Origin of the sequence: Bacillus sp. F56 (genome assembly GCF_001748205.1) — a bacterium.
Classification (GTDB): Bacteria; Bacillota; Bacilli; order Bacillales; family Bacillaceae; genus Bacillus; species Bacillus stercoris.
Map to the genome: position 1 here is coordinate 74,098 of NZ_BDFC01000006.1, position 13,984 is coordinate 88,081.

The 13,984-nt window shown below is 41.9% G+C and carries 17 protein-coding genes; 16 read left to right on the forward strand and 1 reads right to left on the reverse strand.

Annotation, left to right across the window (positions count from 1 at the left end):
• The first annotated feature begins 54 nt into the window (after positions 1-54).
• The 13 genes from BFW96_RS08725 to fni all read left to right on the forward strand — a co-directional run bounded on the left by BFW96_RS08725 (position 55) and on the right by fni (position 12,020).
• Complete coding sequence (locus BFW96_RS08725) at positions 55-498, forward strand: YpbF family protein (RefSeq protein ID WP_069839203.1); 444 nt, start codon at positions 55-57, stop codon at positions 496-498.
• An 85-nt stretch (positions 499-583) separates the two neighbouring features.
• A complete protein-coding gene (locus BFW96_RS08730; RefSeq protein WP_069839204.1) occupies positions 584-1,363 on the forward strand; it encodes a metallophosphoesterase in 780 nt (259 codons plus the stop codon).
• 158 nt (positions 1,364-1,521) lie between these two features.
• A complete protein-coding gene (locus BFW96_RS08735; protein ID WP_069839205.1) occupies positions 1,522-2,106 on the forward strand; it encodes a genetic competence negative regulator in 585 nt (194 codons plus the stop codon).
• Between the two features lie 158 nt (positions 2,107-2,264).
• Positions 2,265-3,539 (forward strand): NAD-specific glutamate dehydrogenase, encoded by a 1,275-nt coding sequence (gudB, locus tag BFW96_RS08740; RefSeq protein WP_069839206.1) that lies wholly within the window; start codon positions 2,265-2,267, stop codon positions 3,537-3,539.
• 107 nt (positions 3,540-3,646) lie between these two features.
• Positions 3,647-4,621, forward strand: coding sequence for a YpdA family putative bacillithiol disulfide reductase (locus tag BFW96_RS08745; protein ID WP_069839207.1), 975 nt, complete (start codon positions 3,647-3,649; stop codon positions 4,619-4,621).
• A 119-nt stretch (positions 4,622-4,740) separates the two neighbouring features.
• Positions 4,741-5,397 carry a glutamic-type intramembrane protease PrsW gene (gene prsW / locus BFW96_RS08750; RefSeq protein WP_014664431.1) on the forward strand — a complete coding sequence of 219 codons (657 nt, stop codon included), beginning with the start codon at positions 4,741-4,743 and terminating at the stop codon, positions 5,395-5,397.
• A gap of 154 nt (positions 5,398-5,551) precedes the next feature.
• Complete coding sequence (gene sleB / locus BFW96_RS08755) at positions 5,552-6,469, forward strand: spore cortex-lytic enzyme (RefSeq protein WP_014664430.1); 918 nt, start codon at positions 5,552-5,554, stop codon at positions 6,467-6,469.
• A gap of 34 nt (positions 6,470-6,503) precedes the next feature.
• Positions 6,504-7,856 carry a germination protein YpeB gene (gene ypeB, locus BFW96_RS08760; protein ID WP_069839208.1) on the forward strand — a complete coding sequence of 451 codons (1,353 nt, stop codon included), beginning with the start codon at positions 6,504-6,506 and terminating at the stop codon, positions 7,854-7,856.
• A gap of 93 nt (positions 7,857-7,949) precedes the next feature.
• Positions 7,950-8,603: a cyclic di-GMP receptor DgrA gene (locus BFW96_RS08765; protein ID WP_069839209.1), complete on the forward strand. Its 654-nt coding sequence runs from the start codon at positions 7,950-7,952 to the stop codon at positions 8,601-8,603.
• A gap of 44 nt (positions 8,604-8,647) precedes the next feature.
• Positions 8,648-8,824 carry a YpfB family protein gene (locus tag BFW96_RS08770; RefSeq protein WP_052438154.1) on the forward strand — a complete coding sequence of 59 codons (177 nt, stop codon included), beginning with the start codon at positions 8,648-8,650 and terminating at the stop codon, positions 8,822-8,824.
• A gap of 78 nt (positions 8,825-8,902) precedes the next feature.
• On the forward strand, positions 8,903-9,577 hold the full coding sequence (cmk, locus tag BFW96_RS08775; protein ID WP_069839210.1) for a (d)CMP kinase: 675 nt from the start codon (positions 8,903-8,905) through the stop codon (positions 9,575-9,577).
• Positions 9,578-9,809: 232 nt separating this feature from the next.
• Positions 9,810-10,958, forward strand: coding sequence for a 30S ribosomal protein S1 (gene rpsA, locus BFW96_RS08780; protein WP_014477197.1), 1,149 nt, complete (start codon positions 9,810-9,812; stop codon positions 10,956-10,958).
• 12 nt (positions 10,959-10,970) lie between these two features.
• A complete protein-coding gene (gene fni / locus BFW96_RS08785) occupies positions 10,971-12,020 on the forward strand; it encodes a type 2 isopentenyl-diphosphate Delta-isomerase (protein WP_069149794.1) in 1,050 nt (349 codons plus the stop codon).
• A 42-nt stretch (positions 12,021-12,062) separates the two neighbouring features.
• Here fni and BFW96_RS08790 read toward each other — a convergent pair whose 3' ends face one another.
• Positions 12,063-12,194, reverse strand: coding sequence for a YpzI family protein (locus BFW96_RS08790; protein WP_003225499.1), 132 nt, complete (start codon positions 12,192-12,194; stop codon positions 12,063-12,065).
• Between the two features lie 80 nt (positions 12,195-12,274).
• Between BFW96_RS08790 and BFW96_RS08795 the strand changes: the two genes are divergently transcribed.
• The 3 genes from BFW96_RS08795 to BFW96_RS08805 are packed head-to-tail and all read left to right on the forward strand — an operon-like array spanning position 12,275 to position 13,955.
• The gene (locus BFW96_RS08795; protein ID WP_069839211.1) at positions 12,275-12,874 is read left to right on the forward strand and encodes a YphA family membrane protein; all 600 of its coding nucleotides are present in this window, start codon (positions 12,275-12,277) and stop codon (positions 12,872-12,874) included.
• Positions 12,871-13,764 carry a YIEGIA family protein gene (locus tag BFW96_RS08800; RefSeq protein WP_069839212.1) on the forward strand — a complete coding sequence of 298 codons (894 nt, stop codon included), beginning with the start codon at positions 12,871-12,873 and terminating at the stop codon, positions 13,762-13,764. The genes BFW96_RS08795 and BFW96_RS08800 overlap by 4 nt, the downstream gene beginning before the upstream one ends.
• The gene (locus BFW96_RS08805; RefSeq protein ID WP_004398137.1) at positions 13,761-13,955 is read left to right on the forward strand and encodes a capping complex subunit for YIEGIA; all 195 of its coding nucleotides are present in this window, start codon (positions 13,761-13,763) and stop codon (positions 13,953-13,955) included. The genes BFW96_RS08800 and BFW96_RS08805 overlap by 4 nt, the downstream gene beginning before the upstream one ends.
• Positions 13,956-13,984: the final 29 nt, after the last annotated feature.

The window sequence follows — 13,984 nt, forward strand, 5'->3', positions numbered from 1 at the left end:
TTTTCTTTTACGTTCATATATTGTAGCAATGAAAATGGACAAGGTGTGAAGCGTATGGAATCCTTATGGAATCAGCTGGATCAGTTTACAGACGCGCCGACCAAACAGATGCTCCATGCACTGGTGAAGCGAAAACAAAAATTTGAAAATTATGCGTTGCAATGCCGCAGATGGCGATGGGCTTCACTTATTTGCTTAGGCTTATTATGTCTTATGATTATGGTCAAAAGCCCGGCGCCTCAGCTCATACTTCAAGAAATGCTCAGCCATACCTTTTATTTATTTTGGATGATGGCAACTGCTTTTGCATACTGCACTTCATATTACTTTAAGAAAAAGGAAGAAAAAGCTGAGGGTGATTTCCATAAACTGAGATGCGAAATTATTCAGAAAAGCACTGATCTTTGGCCGCAGCCGGATAAATGGAAGGCGAGAGAGTCTGTTTTTCAAATGATGAAGCACAGATATGACATTAATCTATATTTTGAAAGTAAATAAAATCGGGCGTTTTCTCAAACGGTAGAAACGTCTTTTTTTATTGTCCGTCTTATTGATAAGTTCTAAAAAAGAATGGAGAGTTTTTATGAAGCTATCAGTGAAAATTGCCAGTGTGCTGACTGTTGCGGCAGCGGCAATGACGGCAAAAATGTATTCAACTGCAAAAGGCAACCATTTAAAAACACATACGTTTCCTTTATCAAAAATGAAGGGCAAGCCGCCACTTACCATCTTTTTTATTTCGGATATTCACAAACGTCTTATCGATCAAGACCTTTTGGAAAAAGCGCGAAGCCATGCCCCTCACCTCGTAATCATCGGCGGAGATTTAGCTGAGGGCGGGGTGCCTATTGCGAGAATTGAGGAAAACATCAAAAGGCTCGCTGATTTAGGAGTTCCTGTTGTATTTGTGTGGGGGAATAATGATTATGAAGTCAAACAGCATAAGCTGTATTCCATATTCAAAGCGCACGGTGTCATCATTCTGAGGAATGAGTCAGTTCCGTTTTCGTACAACGGCCATACGATTGCGATTGCCGGGGTTGATGATATCAGGATGGAGATGGATCATTATGAGGAAGCCATTAAAGAACTCGACAAAAGCCAGCTGAATATTCTAGTTTGTCATAATCCGGAGATTCATGAGCAAATCAATGAAGGGGACGGTATTGATGTGATATTCAGCGGACATACCCATGGAGGTCAGATCAGGTTTGGGAAATTTGGCCCTTATGAACTGGGGAAAACAGGCATTGTTAAAAATGCGGCTTATCTGATCAGCAACGGCTATGGCACGACAAAAGTGCCTCTGCGTTTAGGTGCTGAGCCTGAAACACACATTGTGACTCTTTGCGGACCAGAGTAACTTCTAAAAAGCAAAAGTCCATATGGCAATAAAAACTGCATTGTGCTTGTCTTACTAGTGAACTCAGTGTAAACTGATAACAATTAAGAACCTATGACTCATCATCTCATATAATGTGTTATATGATTTGTGTGCAAGTAGAGGCAGGAGGGAACGTTATGCGGCTTGAGCGTCTGAATTATAATAAGATCAAAATCTTTTTAACCCTCGATGATTTGACAGACCGGGGATTGACAAAAGAAGACCTCTGGAAGGACTCATTTAAAGTCCACCAGTTATTTAAAGATATGATGAATGAAGCAAATACAGAGCTCGGCTTTGAAGCGAATGGACCGATTGCAGTGGAAGTGTATTCTCTCCAAGCACAAGGGATGGTCGTGATCGTAACAAAGAACCAAGACGCCGATTCAGAAGACGATGAGTATGATGATGATTACATCGAAATGCAAGTCAAGCTTGATGAAAGCGCGGACATCATATATCAATTCCATTCCTTTGAAGATATCATTCAGCTTTCAGAAAGCTTACAGCGAATCGGTATCACAGGGGGAACTGTCTACCACTATGACGGGCAGTACTTTTTAAGCCTTGAAGATCTGGGGTCACATACGGCTGAGGGGGTTGTGGCGGTTCTGGCGGAATACGGCAATCCGACAACTTTAACGATTTATCGCCTGCAAGAGTATGGTAAGCTCATAATGGACGGTAATGCCGTTGAGATGATACAAACTCATTTTTCATAAGAATGCAACGGAAAACTGCTGATTTCACAGCAGTTTTTTTTTCGGTAAAAAACATGGAAAAACATAACGTTTATTCTATGCACAGATCAGATGAAGGTGTATACTATTCTCTGAAAGGGAGCATGTGAGAAACAGAAGATTCTAGGAGGTTAACTCAAATGGCAGCCGATCGAAACACCGGTCATACAGAAGAGGACAAACTTGATGTATTAAAATCAACCCAAACCGTAATACATAAGGCTCTGGAAAAATTGGGGTATCCCGAAGAGGTATACGAACTGTTAAAAGAGCCGATGAGACTATTAACGGTAAAAATACCTGTTCGTATGGACGACGGTTCAGTAAAGATTTTCACAGGTTATCGTGCGCAACACAATGACTCTGTCGGTCCGACGAAAGGCGGGATACGTTTTCACCCGAACGTAACAGAAAAAGAGGTGAAGGCGCTTTCAATTTGGATGAGTTTAAAATGCGGCATAATTGATCTTCCATATGGCGGTGGTAAAGGCGGAATTGTTTGTGATCCAAGGGATATGTCGTTTAGAGAGCTGGAGCGTCTGAGCAGAGGGTATGTCAGAGCGATCAGCCAAATTGTCGGCCCGACAAAAGACGTGCCGGCGCCGGATGTATTTACAAACTCACAAATCATGGCTTGGATGATGGATGAGTATTCAAGAATTGATGAATTTAATTCGCCTGGATTTATTACAGGCAAGCCGCTTGTGCTTGGCGGATCTCACGGGAGAGAATCTGCGACAGCAAAAGGTGTAACCATCTGTATTAAAGAAGCGGCCAAGAAAAAAGGCATCGATATTAAAGGTGCGCGTGTCGTTGTCCAAGGCTTCGGAAACGCGGGAAGCTATTTGGCAAAATTCATGCATGATGCGGGAGCAAAGGTTGTCGGCATCTCAGATGCATATGGCGGACTTTATGATCCGGAAGGCCTTGATATCGATTATTTACTCGACCGACGCGACAGCTTCGGTACTGTAACAAAGCTTTTCAACGATACCATTACGAACCAAGAGCTGCTGGAGCTTGATTGTGATATTCTCGTTCCTGCTGCGATTGAAAATCAAATTACAGAAGAAAATGCCCATAATATCCGGGCTAAAATTGTCGTTGAAGCGGCGAACGGGCCAACAACGCTTGAAGGAACAAAAATTCTTTCAGACCGAGACGTTCTGCTTGTACCAGACGTGCTGGCAAGTGCCGGTGGCGTAACAGTTTCTTATTTTGAATGGGTTCAGAATAACCAAGGCTTCTACTGGAGTGAAGAAGAGGTAGAAGAAAAATTAGAAAAAATGATGATCAAGTCATTTAACAATATTTACGAAATGGCTAATAACCGAAGAATTGACATGAGGCTAGCTGCATATATGGTCGGCGTACGCAAAATGGCTGAAGCTTCGCGTTTTAGAGGCTGGATATAAGTTGATGATTTGCATAAAAATAAAAAATCTCCTATGATAAAATAGGAGATTTTTTATTCGGAAATAGAAAATATGAAGTGAAATGCCAATCGCAGGAGTTGACAGAAATGATTCAAGAAAAAGCAATTATTATAGGCGGAGGACCTTGTGGACTATCTGCTGCCATTCATCTAAAACAAATTGGCATTGATGCCCTCGTCATCGAAAAAGGCAATGTCGTTAACAGTATTTACAATTATCCGACACATCAAACCTTTTTCAGCTCAAGTGAAAAGCTCGAAATCGGAGATGTGGCATTTATTACAGAAAACAGGAAGCCTGTCAGAATTCAGGCTTTATCGTATTACCGGGAAGTCGTTAAACGGAAAAACATCCGTGTTAATGCGTTTGAAATGGTGCATAAAGTGACGAAAACAGAAAATAACGCATTCGTTATTGAGACGTCAAAAGAGACCTACACGACGCCATATTGTATCATCGCCACAGGCTATTATGATCATCCAAACTATATGAATATACCCGGTGAGGATTTGCCGAAAGTATTTCATTATTTTAAAGAAGGCCATCCGTATTTTGATAAAGATGTTGTGGTCATCGGCGGGAAAAATTCAAGCGTGGACGCCGCCCTTGAACTCGTGAAATCTGGAGCGCGTGTCACAGTTTTATATAGGGGCAATGAGTATTCGCCAAGCATTAAGCCGTGGATTCTGCCCGAATTTGAAGCGCTCGTCAGAAACGGTACAATCCGTATGGAATTTGGCGCCTGTGTCGAAAAAATCACCGAGGATGAAGTTGTGTTTCGTTCCGGAGAGAAAGAGCTCATTACCATTAAAAATGATTTTGTGTTTGCCATGACAGGCTATCATCCTGACCATCAATTTCTTGAAAAAATTGGTGTGGAGATTGATAAAGAAACAGGACGTCCATTTTTCAATGAAGAAACAATGGAAACGAACGTTGAAGGTGTCTTTATTGCCGGGGTTATTGCTGCGGGAAACAATGCAAATGAAATATTTATTGAAAACGGCAGGTTTCATGGAGGGCAAATCGCAGCGGAAATCGCCAAAAGAGAAAACCACTAAAGATGAGGAGCATATGATGCATTCGTATGCTCTTTTTGTTTTTTTACGTGCAGACAGATGTAAAATGATAAACAACATGGTAGGATAGACGTAGGAATATAAAGGAAAGAGGTTGCCTGATGTTTGCAATCATCTCTGCAGGAATTGCCCCCGGCATCGCGCTGTTAAGTTATTTTTATTTAAAAGATCAGTATGATAATGAACCTGTACATATGGTGCTTCGGTCGTTTTTTCTCGGGGTTGTTCTTGTATTTCCCACAATGTTTATCCAGTATGTACTTGAAAAAGAGAATGTAGGAGGCGGAAGCTTTTTCGTTTCTTTTTTATCTTCAGGGTTTTTAGAGGAATCATTAAAATGGTTTATACTGATGATCAGTGTTTACCCGCACGCCCATTTTGATGAGCATTATGATGGGATTGTGTACGGTGCAAGTGTATCACTCGGTTTTGCAACCCTCGAAAATATTCTTTATTTAATTGGACACGGTGTGGAGCATGCGTTTGTCAGAGCGCTCCTGCCTGTTTCATGCCATGCCTTGATTGGTGTGATAATGGGATTTTACCTCGGAAAAGCGCGCTTTTCCGCTGATAAGGCGCGTGTGAAGTGGCTTGTTCTTTCTTTAGTTCTCCCATCCCTTTTGCATGGATCATATGATTTTATCCTGACAGCGCTTAGTAATTGGATTTATTACATGCTTCCATTTATGGTATTTTTATGGTGGTTTGGTTTACGTAAAGCGAAAAAAGCCCGTTCCGTTAATATGATGCAAGTATAGAAGCCGCACAGCAATCGTGCGGCTTTTTTGTGTGCAGTTTTTACAAAAGAGATTTTATGTTCTGTGAGGGATAACAAGGAAAGAGTGTATAAAAATAACCTCGTTACAGAAAATACGATTACACTTAAAAATTTGCTGTAGGAGGCTTGAAAAGATGAAGTCCAAAGGATCGATTATGGCATGTCTCATCCTTTTTTCCTTTACAATAACGACGTTTATTAATACTGAAACGATCTCTGCCTTTTCGAATCAGGTCATTCAAAGAGGGGCAACAGGGGATGATGTGGTCGAGCTTCAGGCGCGTCTTCAATACAACGGATATTATAACGGAAAAATTGACGGGGTTTATGGATGGGGAACATACTGGGCAGTTCGAAATTTTCAGGATCAATTCGGGTTAAAAGAGGTTGACGGCCTTGTCGGGGCTAAAACAAAGCATACCTTAATATGTAAATCTAAGTATTATCGTGAATATGTTATGGAACAGCTCAATAAAGGGAACACATTCACGCATTACGGAAAAATTCCGCTGAAGTATCAGACGAAACCGTCAAAAGCAGCAACACAAAAAGCAAGACAGCAAGCGGAAGCGAGGCAGAAACAGCCTGCGGAAAAAACAACGCAGCAGCCTAAAGCGAATGCGAATAAACAGCAAAACAATACACCAGCAAAAGCAAGAAAACAGGATGCAGTAGCAGCGAACATGCCTGGTGGATTTTCCAACAACGATATCAGGCTGCTTGCTCAAGCGGTTTATGGCGAAGCCCGGGGCGAGCCATACGAGGGGCAGGTTGCGATTGCAGCAGTCATTTTGAACCGTTTGAACAGCCCGTTATTTCCAAATTCAGTGGCGGGGGTTATTTTTGAGCCGCTTGCCTTCACAGCAGTAGCCGACGGGCAAATTTACATGCAGCCGAATGAAACGGCCCGAGAAGCGGTGCTGGATGCTATCAATGGCTGGGACCCGTCAGAGGAAGCACTTTACTACTTTAATCCGGATACGGCTACAAGTCCGTGGATTTGGGGGCGTCCGCAGATTAAAAGAATCGGTAAACACATTTTCTGTGAGTAGCAGATATGAGAAAGCATAAAAAGAGGTGTGATAAATGATCAGAGGAATTTTAATCGCCGTGCTTGGTATTGCAATAGTCGGTACAGGCTACTGGGGATACAAAGAACACCAGGAAAAAGACGCAGTTCTTCTTCATGCTGAAAATAACTATCAGCGGGCGTTTCATGAGCTTACCTATCAGGTGGATCAGCTTCATGATAAAATCGGAACAACACTTGCCATGAACAGCCAAAAATCACTGTCGCCTGCATTGATTGATGTGTGGAGAATTACTTCTGAAGCACATAATAGCGTCAGTCAGCTGCCGCTTACATTAATGCCGTTTAATAAAACGGAAGAGCTATTATCAAAGATCGGTGATTTCAGCTATAAAACGTCAGTCAGAGATTTGGACCAGAAGCCGCTTGATAAAAACGAGTATACATCACTAAATAAGCTTTATCAGCAGTCTGAAGATATCCAAAATGAATTGCGCCATGTTCAGCACCTTGTCATGAGCAAAAACCTTCGCTGGATGGACGTAGAAATGGCACTGGCTTCAGACGAAAAACAAAGTGACAATACAATTATCAACAGCTTTAAAACTGTCGAAAAGAATGTTGGTGCATTCTCCACCGGCACTGACCTTGGCCCAAGTTTCACCAGCACGAAAAAAGAAGAAAAGGGTTTCAGCCACCTGAAGGGAAAACAAATTTCCGAACAGGAAGCAAAACAAATTGCTGAGCGCTTTGCCCCTGATGACAATTATTCAATTAAGGTGGTAAAGAGCGGAAAAAAAACAAATCGCGATGTATATAGCATCAGCATGAAAGACCCAGACCATAAAGCAGCGATTTATATGGATATCACGAAGAAGGGCGGGCATCCGGTATATTTGATCCAAAACAGAGAAGTGAAAAACCAGAAAATCAGTTTGAATGACGGATCGAACCGAGCGCTCGCATTTTTAAAGAAAAACGGATTTGAAACAGATGATTTGGAAATTGATGAAAGTGCCCAATATGATAAAATCGGCGTATTTTCATATGTCCCTGTTGAAAATAAAGTCCGGATGTACCCGGAGGCAATCCGCATGAAAGTGGCCTTGGATGACGGTGAGGTTGTCGGTTTTTCAGCAAGAGACTTCCTAACATCCCACAGAAAAAGAACTATACCTGAGCCGGCAATTACTGAAGCAGAGGCAAAATCTAAATTAAATAAAAATGTACAAGTGAGAGAAACAAGGCTCGCTTTAATTACAAATGAACTTGGTCAAGAAGTGTTATGCTATGAAATGCTCGGAACCATTGAAAATGACACATTTAGAATGTATATAAATGCCAATGATGGCACAGAAGAAAAGGTTGAAAAATTAAAAAATGCAGAACCTATATATAAAGACCTATAAAAAACAGGAGGAAAGGACTAAAAGTCTTTTCCTTTTTTTCATTACGTGCTTTAATAAAAACGTGAGTATAATGAATACGAAAGAGTGAAGTCAATGATAGAGATTGGAGAAAATGTACTTTTAGAATATATAGAAGAAAATGAATTGAAAAAGGCAAAAACTAAGGCGGTAAGCATCGAAAACAATGAGCTTTTGATCGCGTATCCGGTTGATGTAGTTACAGGGCGAACTGTGATTTTACATAATGATATGGAAGTAACGGTAGAGTTTGTGGGGAAAGACGAAGTTCCTTACCGCTTTACAAGCCGTATAAAAGGCAAAGTGAAGGACAAACTTCAAATGATCTGTCTTGAAGTGCCTCCCCGTGAAAAACTGAAAAGAATCCAGCGCCGCCAGTATGTAAGAACTGATGCGGTATTAGATGTGCAAATTCAGCCGGCAAATGAAGAAGAATTCCGCACACTATCCTATAACATTAGTGCAGGCGGCATCGCCGTGGTTTTAGCTGATGGACGTTCTTTTCAAGCCGGGGAATCATTGCGCCTGATCATCTGTCTTTCTGAAGAGGAGCACACACGTCAAATAGAAACAGAAGCGGTTGTCAGACGTCTCTTTGATGACCCAAAGTCAGGAAAACGCAAAATGACTTTAGAGTATTCAGAAATTGCAGCAAGTGACCAGCAGGCTCTGCTTCAATACTGCATTCGGCGCCAGTTAAAAAAGAGAAGAAAAGCCCGAATGGAATAAACATCGTCAAACACTTCCATACTATTAGTAATGGAGGTGCTCCAATGAAAACATTTGAACGGCTGCTGATCAAATTAGTGTTCATTCAGGCCATCATTTTACTTGGTGTCCAATTTCTTTTTCACTATCAGCATATTGAACCATACGTATCAAAAGTGATTCAATATGAAGGGGTGGATAAAATGGCGGAAAACAATAGGATTGAAACGTTCAAACATTAATTATTCATCAATTTTTCACCCTTTTTCATAAAGTTCATGATACAATCCATAGAGGAGAAAAGAGCAAGGAGAGGAATTATGGAAAAGAAATTATCGATTGCAATCGACGGCCCGGCAGCTGCAGGGAAAAGCACTGTCGCCAAAATTGTGGCTGAGAAAAAATCGTACATATATATTGATACAGGAGCAATGTACCGGGCGATAACGTACGCGGCTTTACAAGAAAACGTTGAGCTGACAAATGAAGAAAAATTGGCTGAGCTATTAAAGCGGACTGACATTGAACTGATTACGACAAAAGAAGGACAAAAAGTGCTTGTAAACGGCACTGATGTAACTGAGGCGATCAGAACAGATGAAGTCAGCAACCAGGTTTCAATTGCGGCCAAGCATAGAAGTGTCAGAGAAGAAATGGTGAAACGCCAGCAGCAGCTTGGGGAAAAAGGCGGCGTTGTCATGGATGGTCGTGATATTGGAACTCACGTGCTGCCAAATGCAGAGGTGAAAATCTTTCTTTTGGCATCTGTTGAAGAGAGAGCGAAACGCCGTTATGAAGAAAATGTGAAAAAAGGCTTTGATGTCAACTACGAAACATTAATTGAGGAAATTGCAAGAAGAGACAAGCTTGATTCTGAGCGTGAAGTATCTCCGCTGCGTAAAGCAGAAGACGCTCTTGAAATCGACACGACATCGCTTTCCATTCAAGAGGTAGCTGATAAAATCCTCGATGCGGTGGAGCAAAAGTCCCGCTGAGGATGGCAAATGCCACTTTTTTTGAATTTTTCAACGAAGATAGAATGTTATTGCTTGACAAACCTGTCCTTTTATTAGAAGTTAATACTAATAAAACTTTTTATTGATCATTCAAAAAACTTTTTTGGATGATTCTTTAATACATATTCGGCTAAAAGCGGGCATGTTATATGTTCAGCTTTCAAACCGTTTTAATTAAGCTGTGTAGGTTTGGACCAAGGAGGTTATTCAAATGACAGAGGAAATGAATCAAATTGATGTTCAAGTGCCAGAGGTTGGAGATGTAGTTAAAGGGATTGTCACAAAGGTAGAGGACAAGCATGTAGATGTAGAAATTATCAATGTTAAACAATCCGGTATTATTCCAATCAGTGAATTATCAAGTCTTCATGTAGAGAAAGCATCGGATGTTGTTAAAGTAGACGACGAGCTTGACCTGAAAGTAACAAAAGTGGAAGACGATGCTTTGATTTTATCTAAACGTGCTGTTGATGCAGACCGCGCTTGGGAAGACCTTGAGAAAAAATTTGAAACAAAAGAAGTGTTTGAAGCTGAAGTAAAAGATGTCGTGAAAGGCGGCCTTGTCGTTGATATCGGCGTTCGCGGTTTTATTCCGGCATCGCTTGTTGAAGCACATTTCGTTGAAGATTTCACTGACTATAAAGGAAAAACACTGTCTCTGCTCGTTGTAGAGCTTGACCGTGATAAAAACCGCGTGATCCTTTCACACCGTGCCGTTGTTGAAAGTGAACAAGCGAATAAAAAACAGGAACTTCTTCAGTCTCTTGAAGTTGGAAGTGTACTTGATGGCAAAGTGCAGCGCCTGACTGACTTTGGCGCGTTTGTTGATATCGGCGGCATCGACGGACTTGTGCACATTTCACAACTTTCTCACTCTCATGTAGAGAAACCGTCTGACGTTGTTGAAGAGGGACAAGAAGTAAAAGTGAAAGTGCTATCGGTTGACCGCGATAATGAACGTATTTCATTATCAATCAAAGATACACTGCCTGGACCTTGGAGCCAAATCGGCGAAAAAGTGAAGCCTGGCGATGTGCTTGAAGGAACTGTACAGCGTCTTGTAAGCTTCGGTGCCTTTGTTGAAATCCTTCCAGGTGTTGAAGGTCTCGTTCATATTTCTCAAATTTCCAATAAACACATCGGCACGCCGCATGAAGTCCTTGAAGAAGGACAGACTGTAAAAGTGAAGGTTCTTGATGTGAATGAAAATGAGGAGCGCATTTCATTAAGCATGCGTGAACTTGAAGAAACGCCTAAAGCTGATCAGGAAGATTACCGTCAATATCAAGCGAAGGAAGAAACAAGCACTGGCTTCCAGCTTGGAGATCTGATCGGAGATAAGCTGAATAAACTAAAATAACTGGTGATAAACGTGACTCGAGCAGAACGAAAAAGACAACACATCAATCATGCCTTGTCCACCGGCCAAAAGCGGGAAACAGGTCTTGATGATATTACGTTTGTTCACGTCAGTCTGCCCGATCTTGCATTAGAACAAGTAGATATTTCCACAAAAATCGGCGAACTTTCAAGCAGTTCGCCGATTTTTATCAATGCAATGACTGGCGGCGGCGGAAAACTTACATATGAGATTAATAAATCGCTTGCGCGAGCGGCTTCTCAGGCTGGAATTCCTCTTGCTGTGGGATCGCAAATGTCAGCATTAAAAGATCCATCAGAGCGTCTTTCCTATGAAATAGTTCGAAAGGAAAACCCAAACGGGCTGATTTTTGCCAACCTGGGAAGCGAGGCAACGGCTGATCAGGCAAAGGAAGCAGTTGAGATGATTGGAGCAAACGCACTGCAGATCCACCTCAACGTGATTCAGGAAATTGTGATGCCTGAAGGAGACAGAAGCTTTAGTGGAGCACTGGAACGTATTGAACAAATTTGCAGTCATGTCAGTGTACCAGTCATTGTGAAAGAAGTCGGATTCGGTATGAGCAAAGAATCAGCAGGGAAGCTGTATGAAGCTGGTGCTGCAGCTGTTGACATTGGCGGTTATGGGGGGACGAATTTCTCCAAAATTGAAAATCTCCGAAGGCAGCGGCAAATCACCTTTTTTAATTCGTGGGGCATTTCAACAGCTGCAAGTTTGGCGGAAATCCGCTCTGAGTTTCCCGCAAGCACCATGATCGCCTCTGGCGGCCTGCAGGATGCACTTGACGTGGCAAAGGCAATTGCGCTGGGAGCCTCTTGTACCGGAATGGCAGGGCATTTTTTAAAAGCGCTGACTGACAGTGGTGAGGAAGGACTGCTTGAGGAGATTCAGCTGATTCTTGAGGAATTAAAGATGATTATGACCGTGCTGGGCGCCAGTACGATTGCCGATTTACAAAAGGCCCCTCTTGTGATCAAAGGTGAAACCCATCATTGGCTCACAGAAAGAGGGGTCAATACATCAAGCTATAGTGTGCGATAAATGATAAAAGCCCAAAACCATATGTGGTTTGGGCTTTTCGTATTACGATTTTCGTTTTTTGAATCTTCCGTTTTGTTCAAGGCTTGTCGCTCCGTCATAGTGAATGGACTGGTCGCGGTCTGATTCGACTCTTCCTGAAGCTTTGAGTTTTTTTTCCTGTCTGTCTTTTCCCATGATCATACTCCTTAATTGTGAGAGAGTTTGTTTAAAAAATGCGCTTGGACTCCATACTGTAAATATGGAGGAAGTGTAAAATGGAACAATTTTATTACTATTGGTCAATGTGGTTTCTGTGGGTTCTGACAACATTTATTATCCAAAAGACAAAAAGACGATTTGCCGTCTCTGTCTTTATTTTAACTAATATTATTCTTAGCATACATGACATCGCTTTATATTTTTCCCTTAATGCTGCATATATGATGTTTTTCGTTTGCGGGTGTGTCTATGCCGGGTATTTGGGAGTGTATCGTTTCCGTTACATTCTAGTCTGTCTGACGCTTGTTGCCGCGTATGCGTTTGTTTATCTTTTTGCATTATATGACCCGGTTTGGTTCATCATAAAACCTGAGTGGGCTGCCGTTATATTAATAGTGCTTTTGACAGCTTCTGTTGAAAGGGATTTTGAGAAGCAGCTTGCCTTATTTGTCCTCGGAATGTGCCAAGGCGAACTTGTGTATTCATTTGTGATTCAAAAGTTGGCCGGGGCTTTGGCTGTCGGCGGCTTTCAATGGCTGAATGCGTGTTCTGCGGGGATGATATTGTTGTTTGGCATATCTAAATACGAACAGCTCGCAAGCCAGATTGGTCAGAAAAGCAAAAGATCCAACAAAGGAGCTACCAAAATGTCATGAGTGATTACATTTATCCGATTATTGCGGGGGTCATCGCCGGTATTGCAACAAGGCTTTATATGCTGAAAACGGATTATCGCCAGTATCCGACTTATATTCATGGGAAAGTGATTCATATCGCTCTGGGGATGATAGCGGCTGGTTTAGGTGCAATTATTATGCCGGCGCTTTTGCAGCAGGAATTTACGGCCATCACATTTTTAACGTTGGCAGCGACGCAATTTAGAGATGTTCGAAACATGGAGCGGAACACATTGACGCAAATGGATTCGTATGAACTTGTCTCGAGGGGAAGCACATATATTGAGGGGATTGCTATTGCGTTTGAAAGCAGAAATTATATTGTGATCTTTACAGCACTTTTGACAACTTCCGCGTATGTGTTTTTATCCATCTGGGCTGCAGTCATAGCGGCTGTCGTTTGTTTCTTACTGGCCATGAAATTTATGTCTGGCAGTGTGTTAAAGGATATTGTAGACATCGAGTACATAAAGCCGCGCTTTGACGGTCCGGGCTTGTTTGTTGATAATATTTATATGATGAATATCGGGCTTCCAGAGAAACAGGAGATGATTTTAAAGCATGGCATGGGCTTTATTTTAACGCCAAAAAACTTTAATTCAGCAGCGACGATAGCCAATTTAGGGCAGCGTCAGGCGATTTTATTTGATGTTTCCAATGTGCTCGGGGTTTATCGAGATTCAGGAGAGCCGTCTCTGACCCCAATTGCAAAACGGGATTTAAATGACGGGAGAGTGGCAGTTTTTGTTCTGCCGCAAATTCACCACCCCGAAACGGCAGTACAGATTATTAGCAATGTTCCAACCCTGGAAAATGCGATTAGAATGCCGACAGAGTTTATCAAGAATCAGGATAAGGTGATAGGATGAGTGAATCTCTCACGAAAGTGATTTTGTCTGTGATTACGACAAATCGAAACCGGGCTGCAGGGGGAGCGCCTGTCTTTTTTTGCAATGACCAAAAGGAGATGGAGCTTTTCGCTAAAAATCTTGAGGCGATCCTTGATGGAATAGCGCATAGAATCGGAGATGACGTGTATTTGATCGTGAAACATTTTTAAGAATAGTTGTGATCCCAGTAAAAACTGAT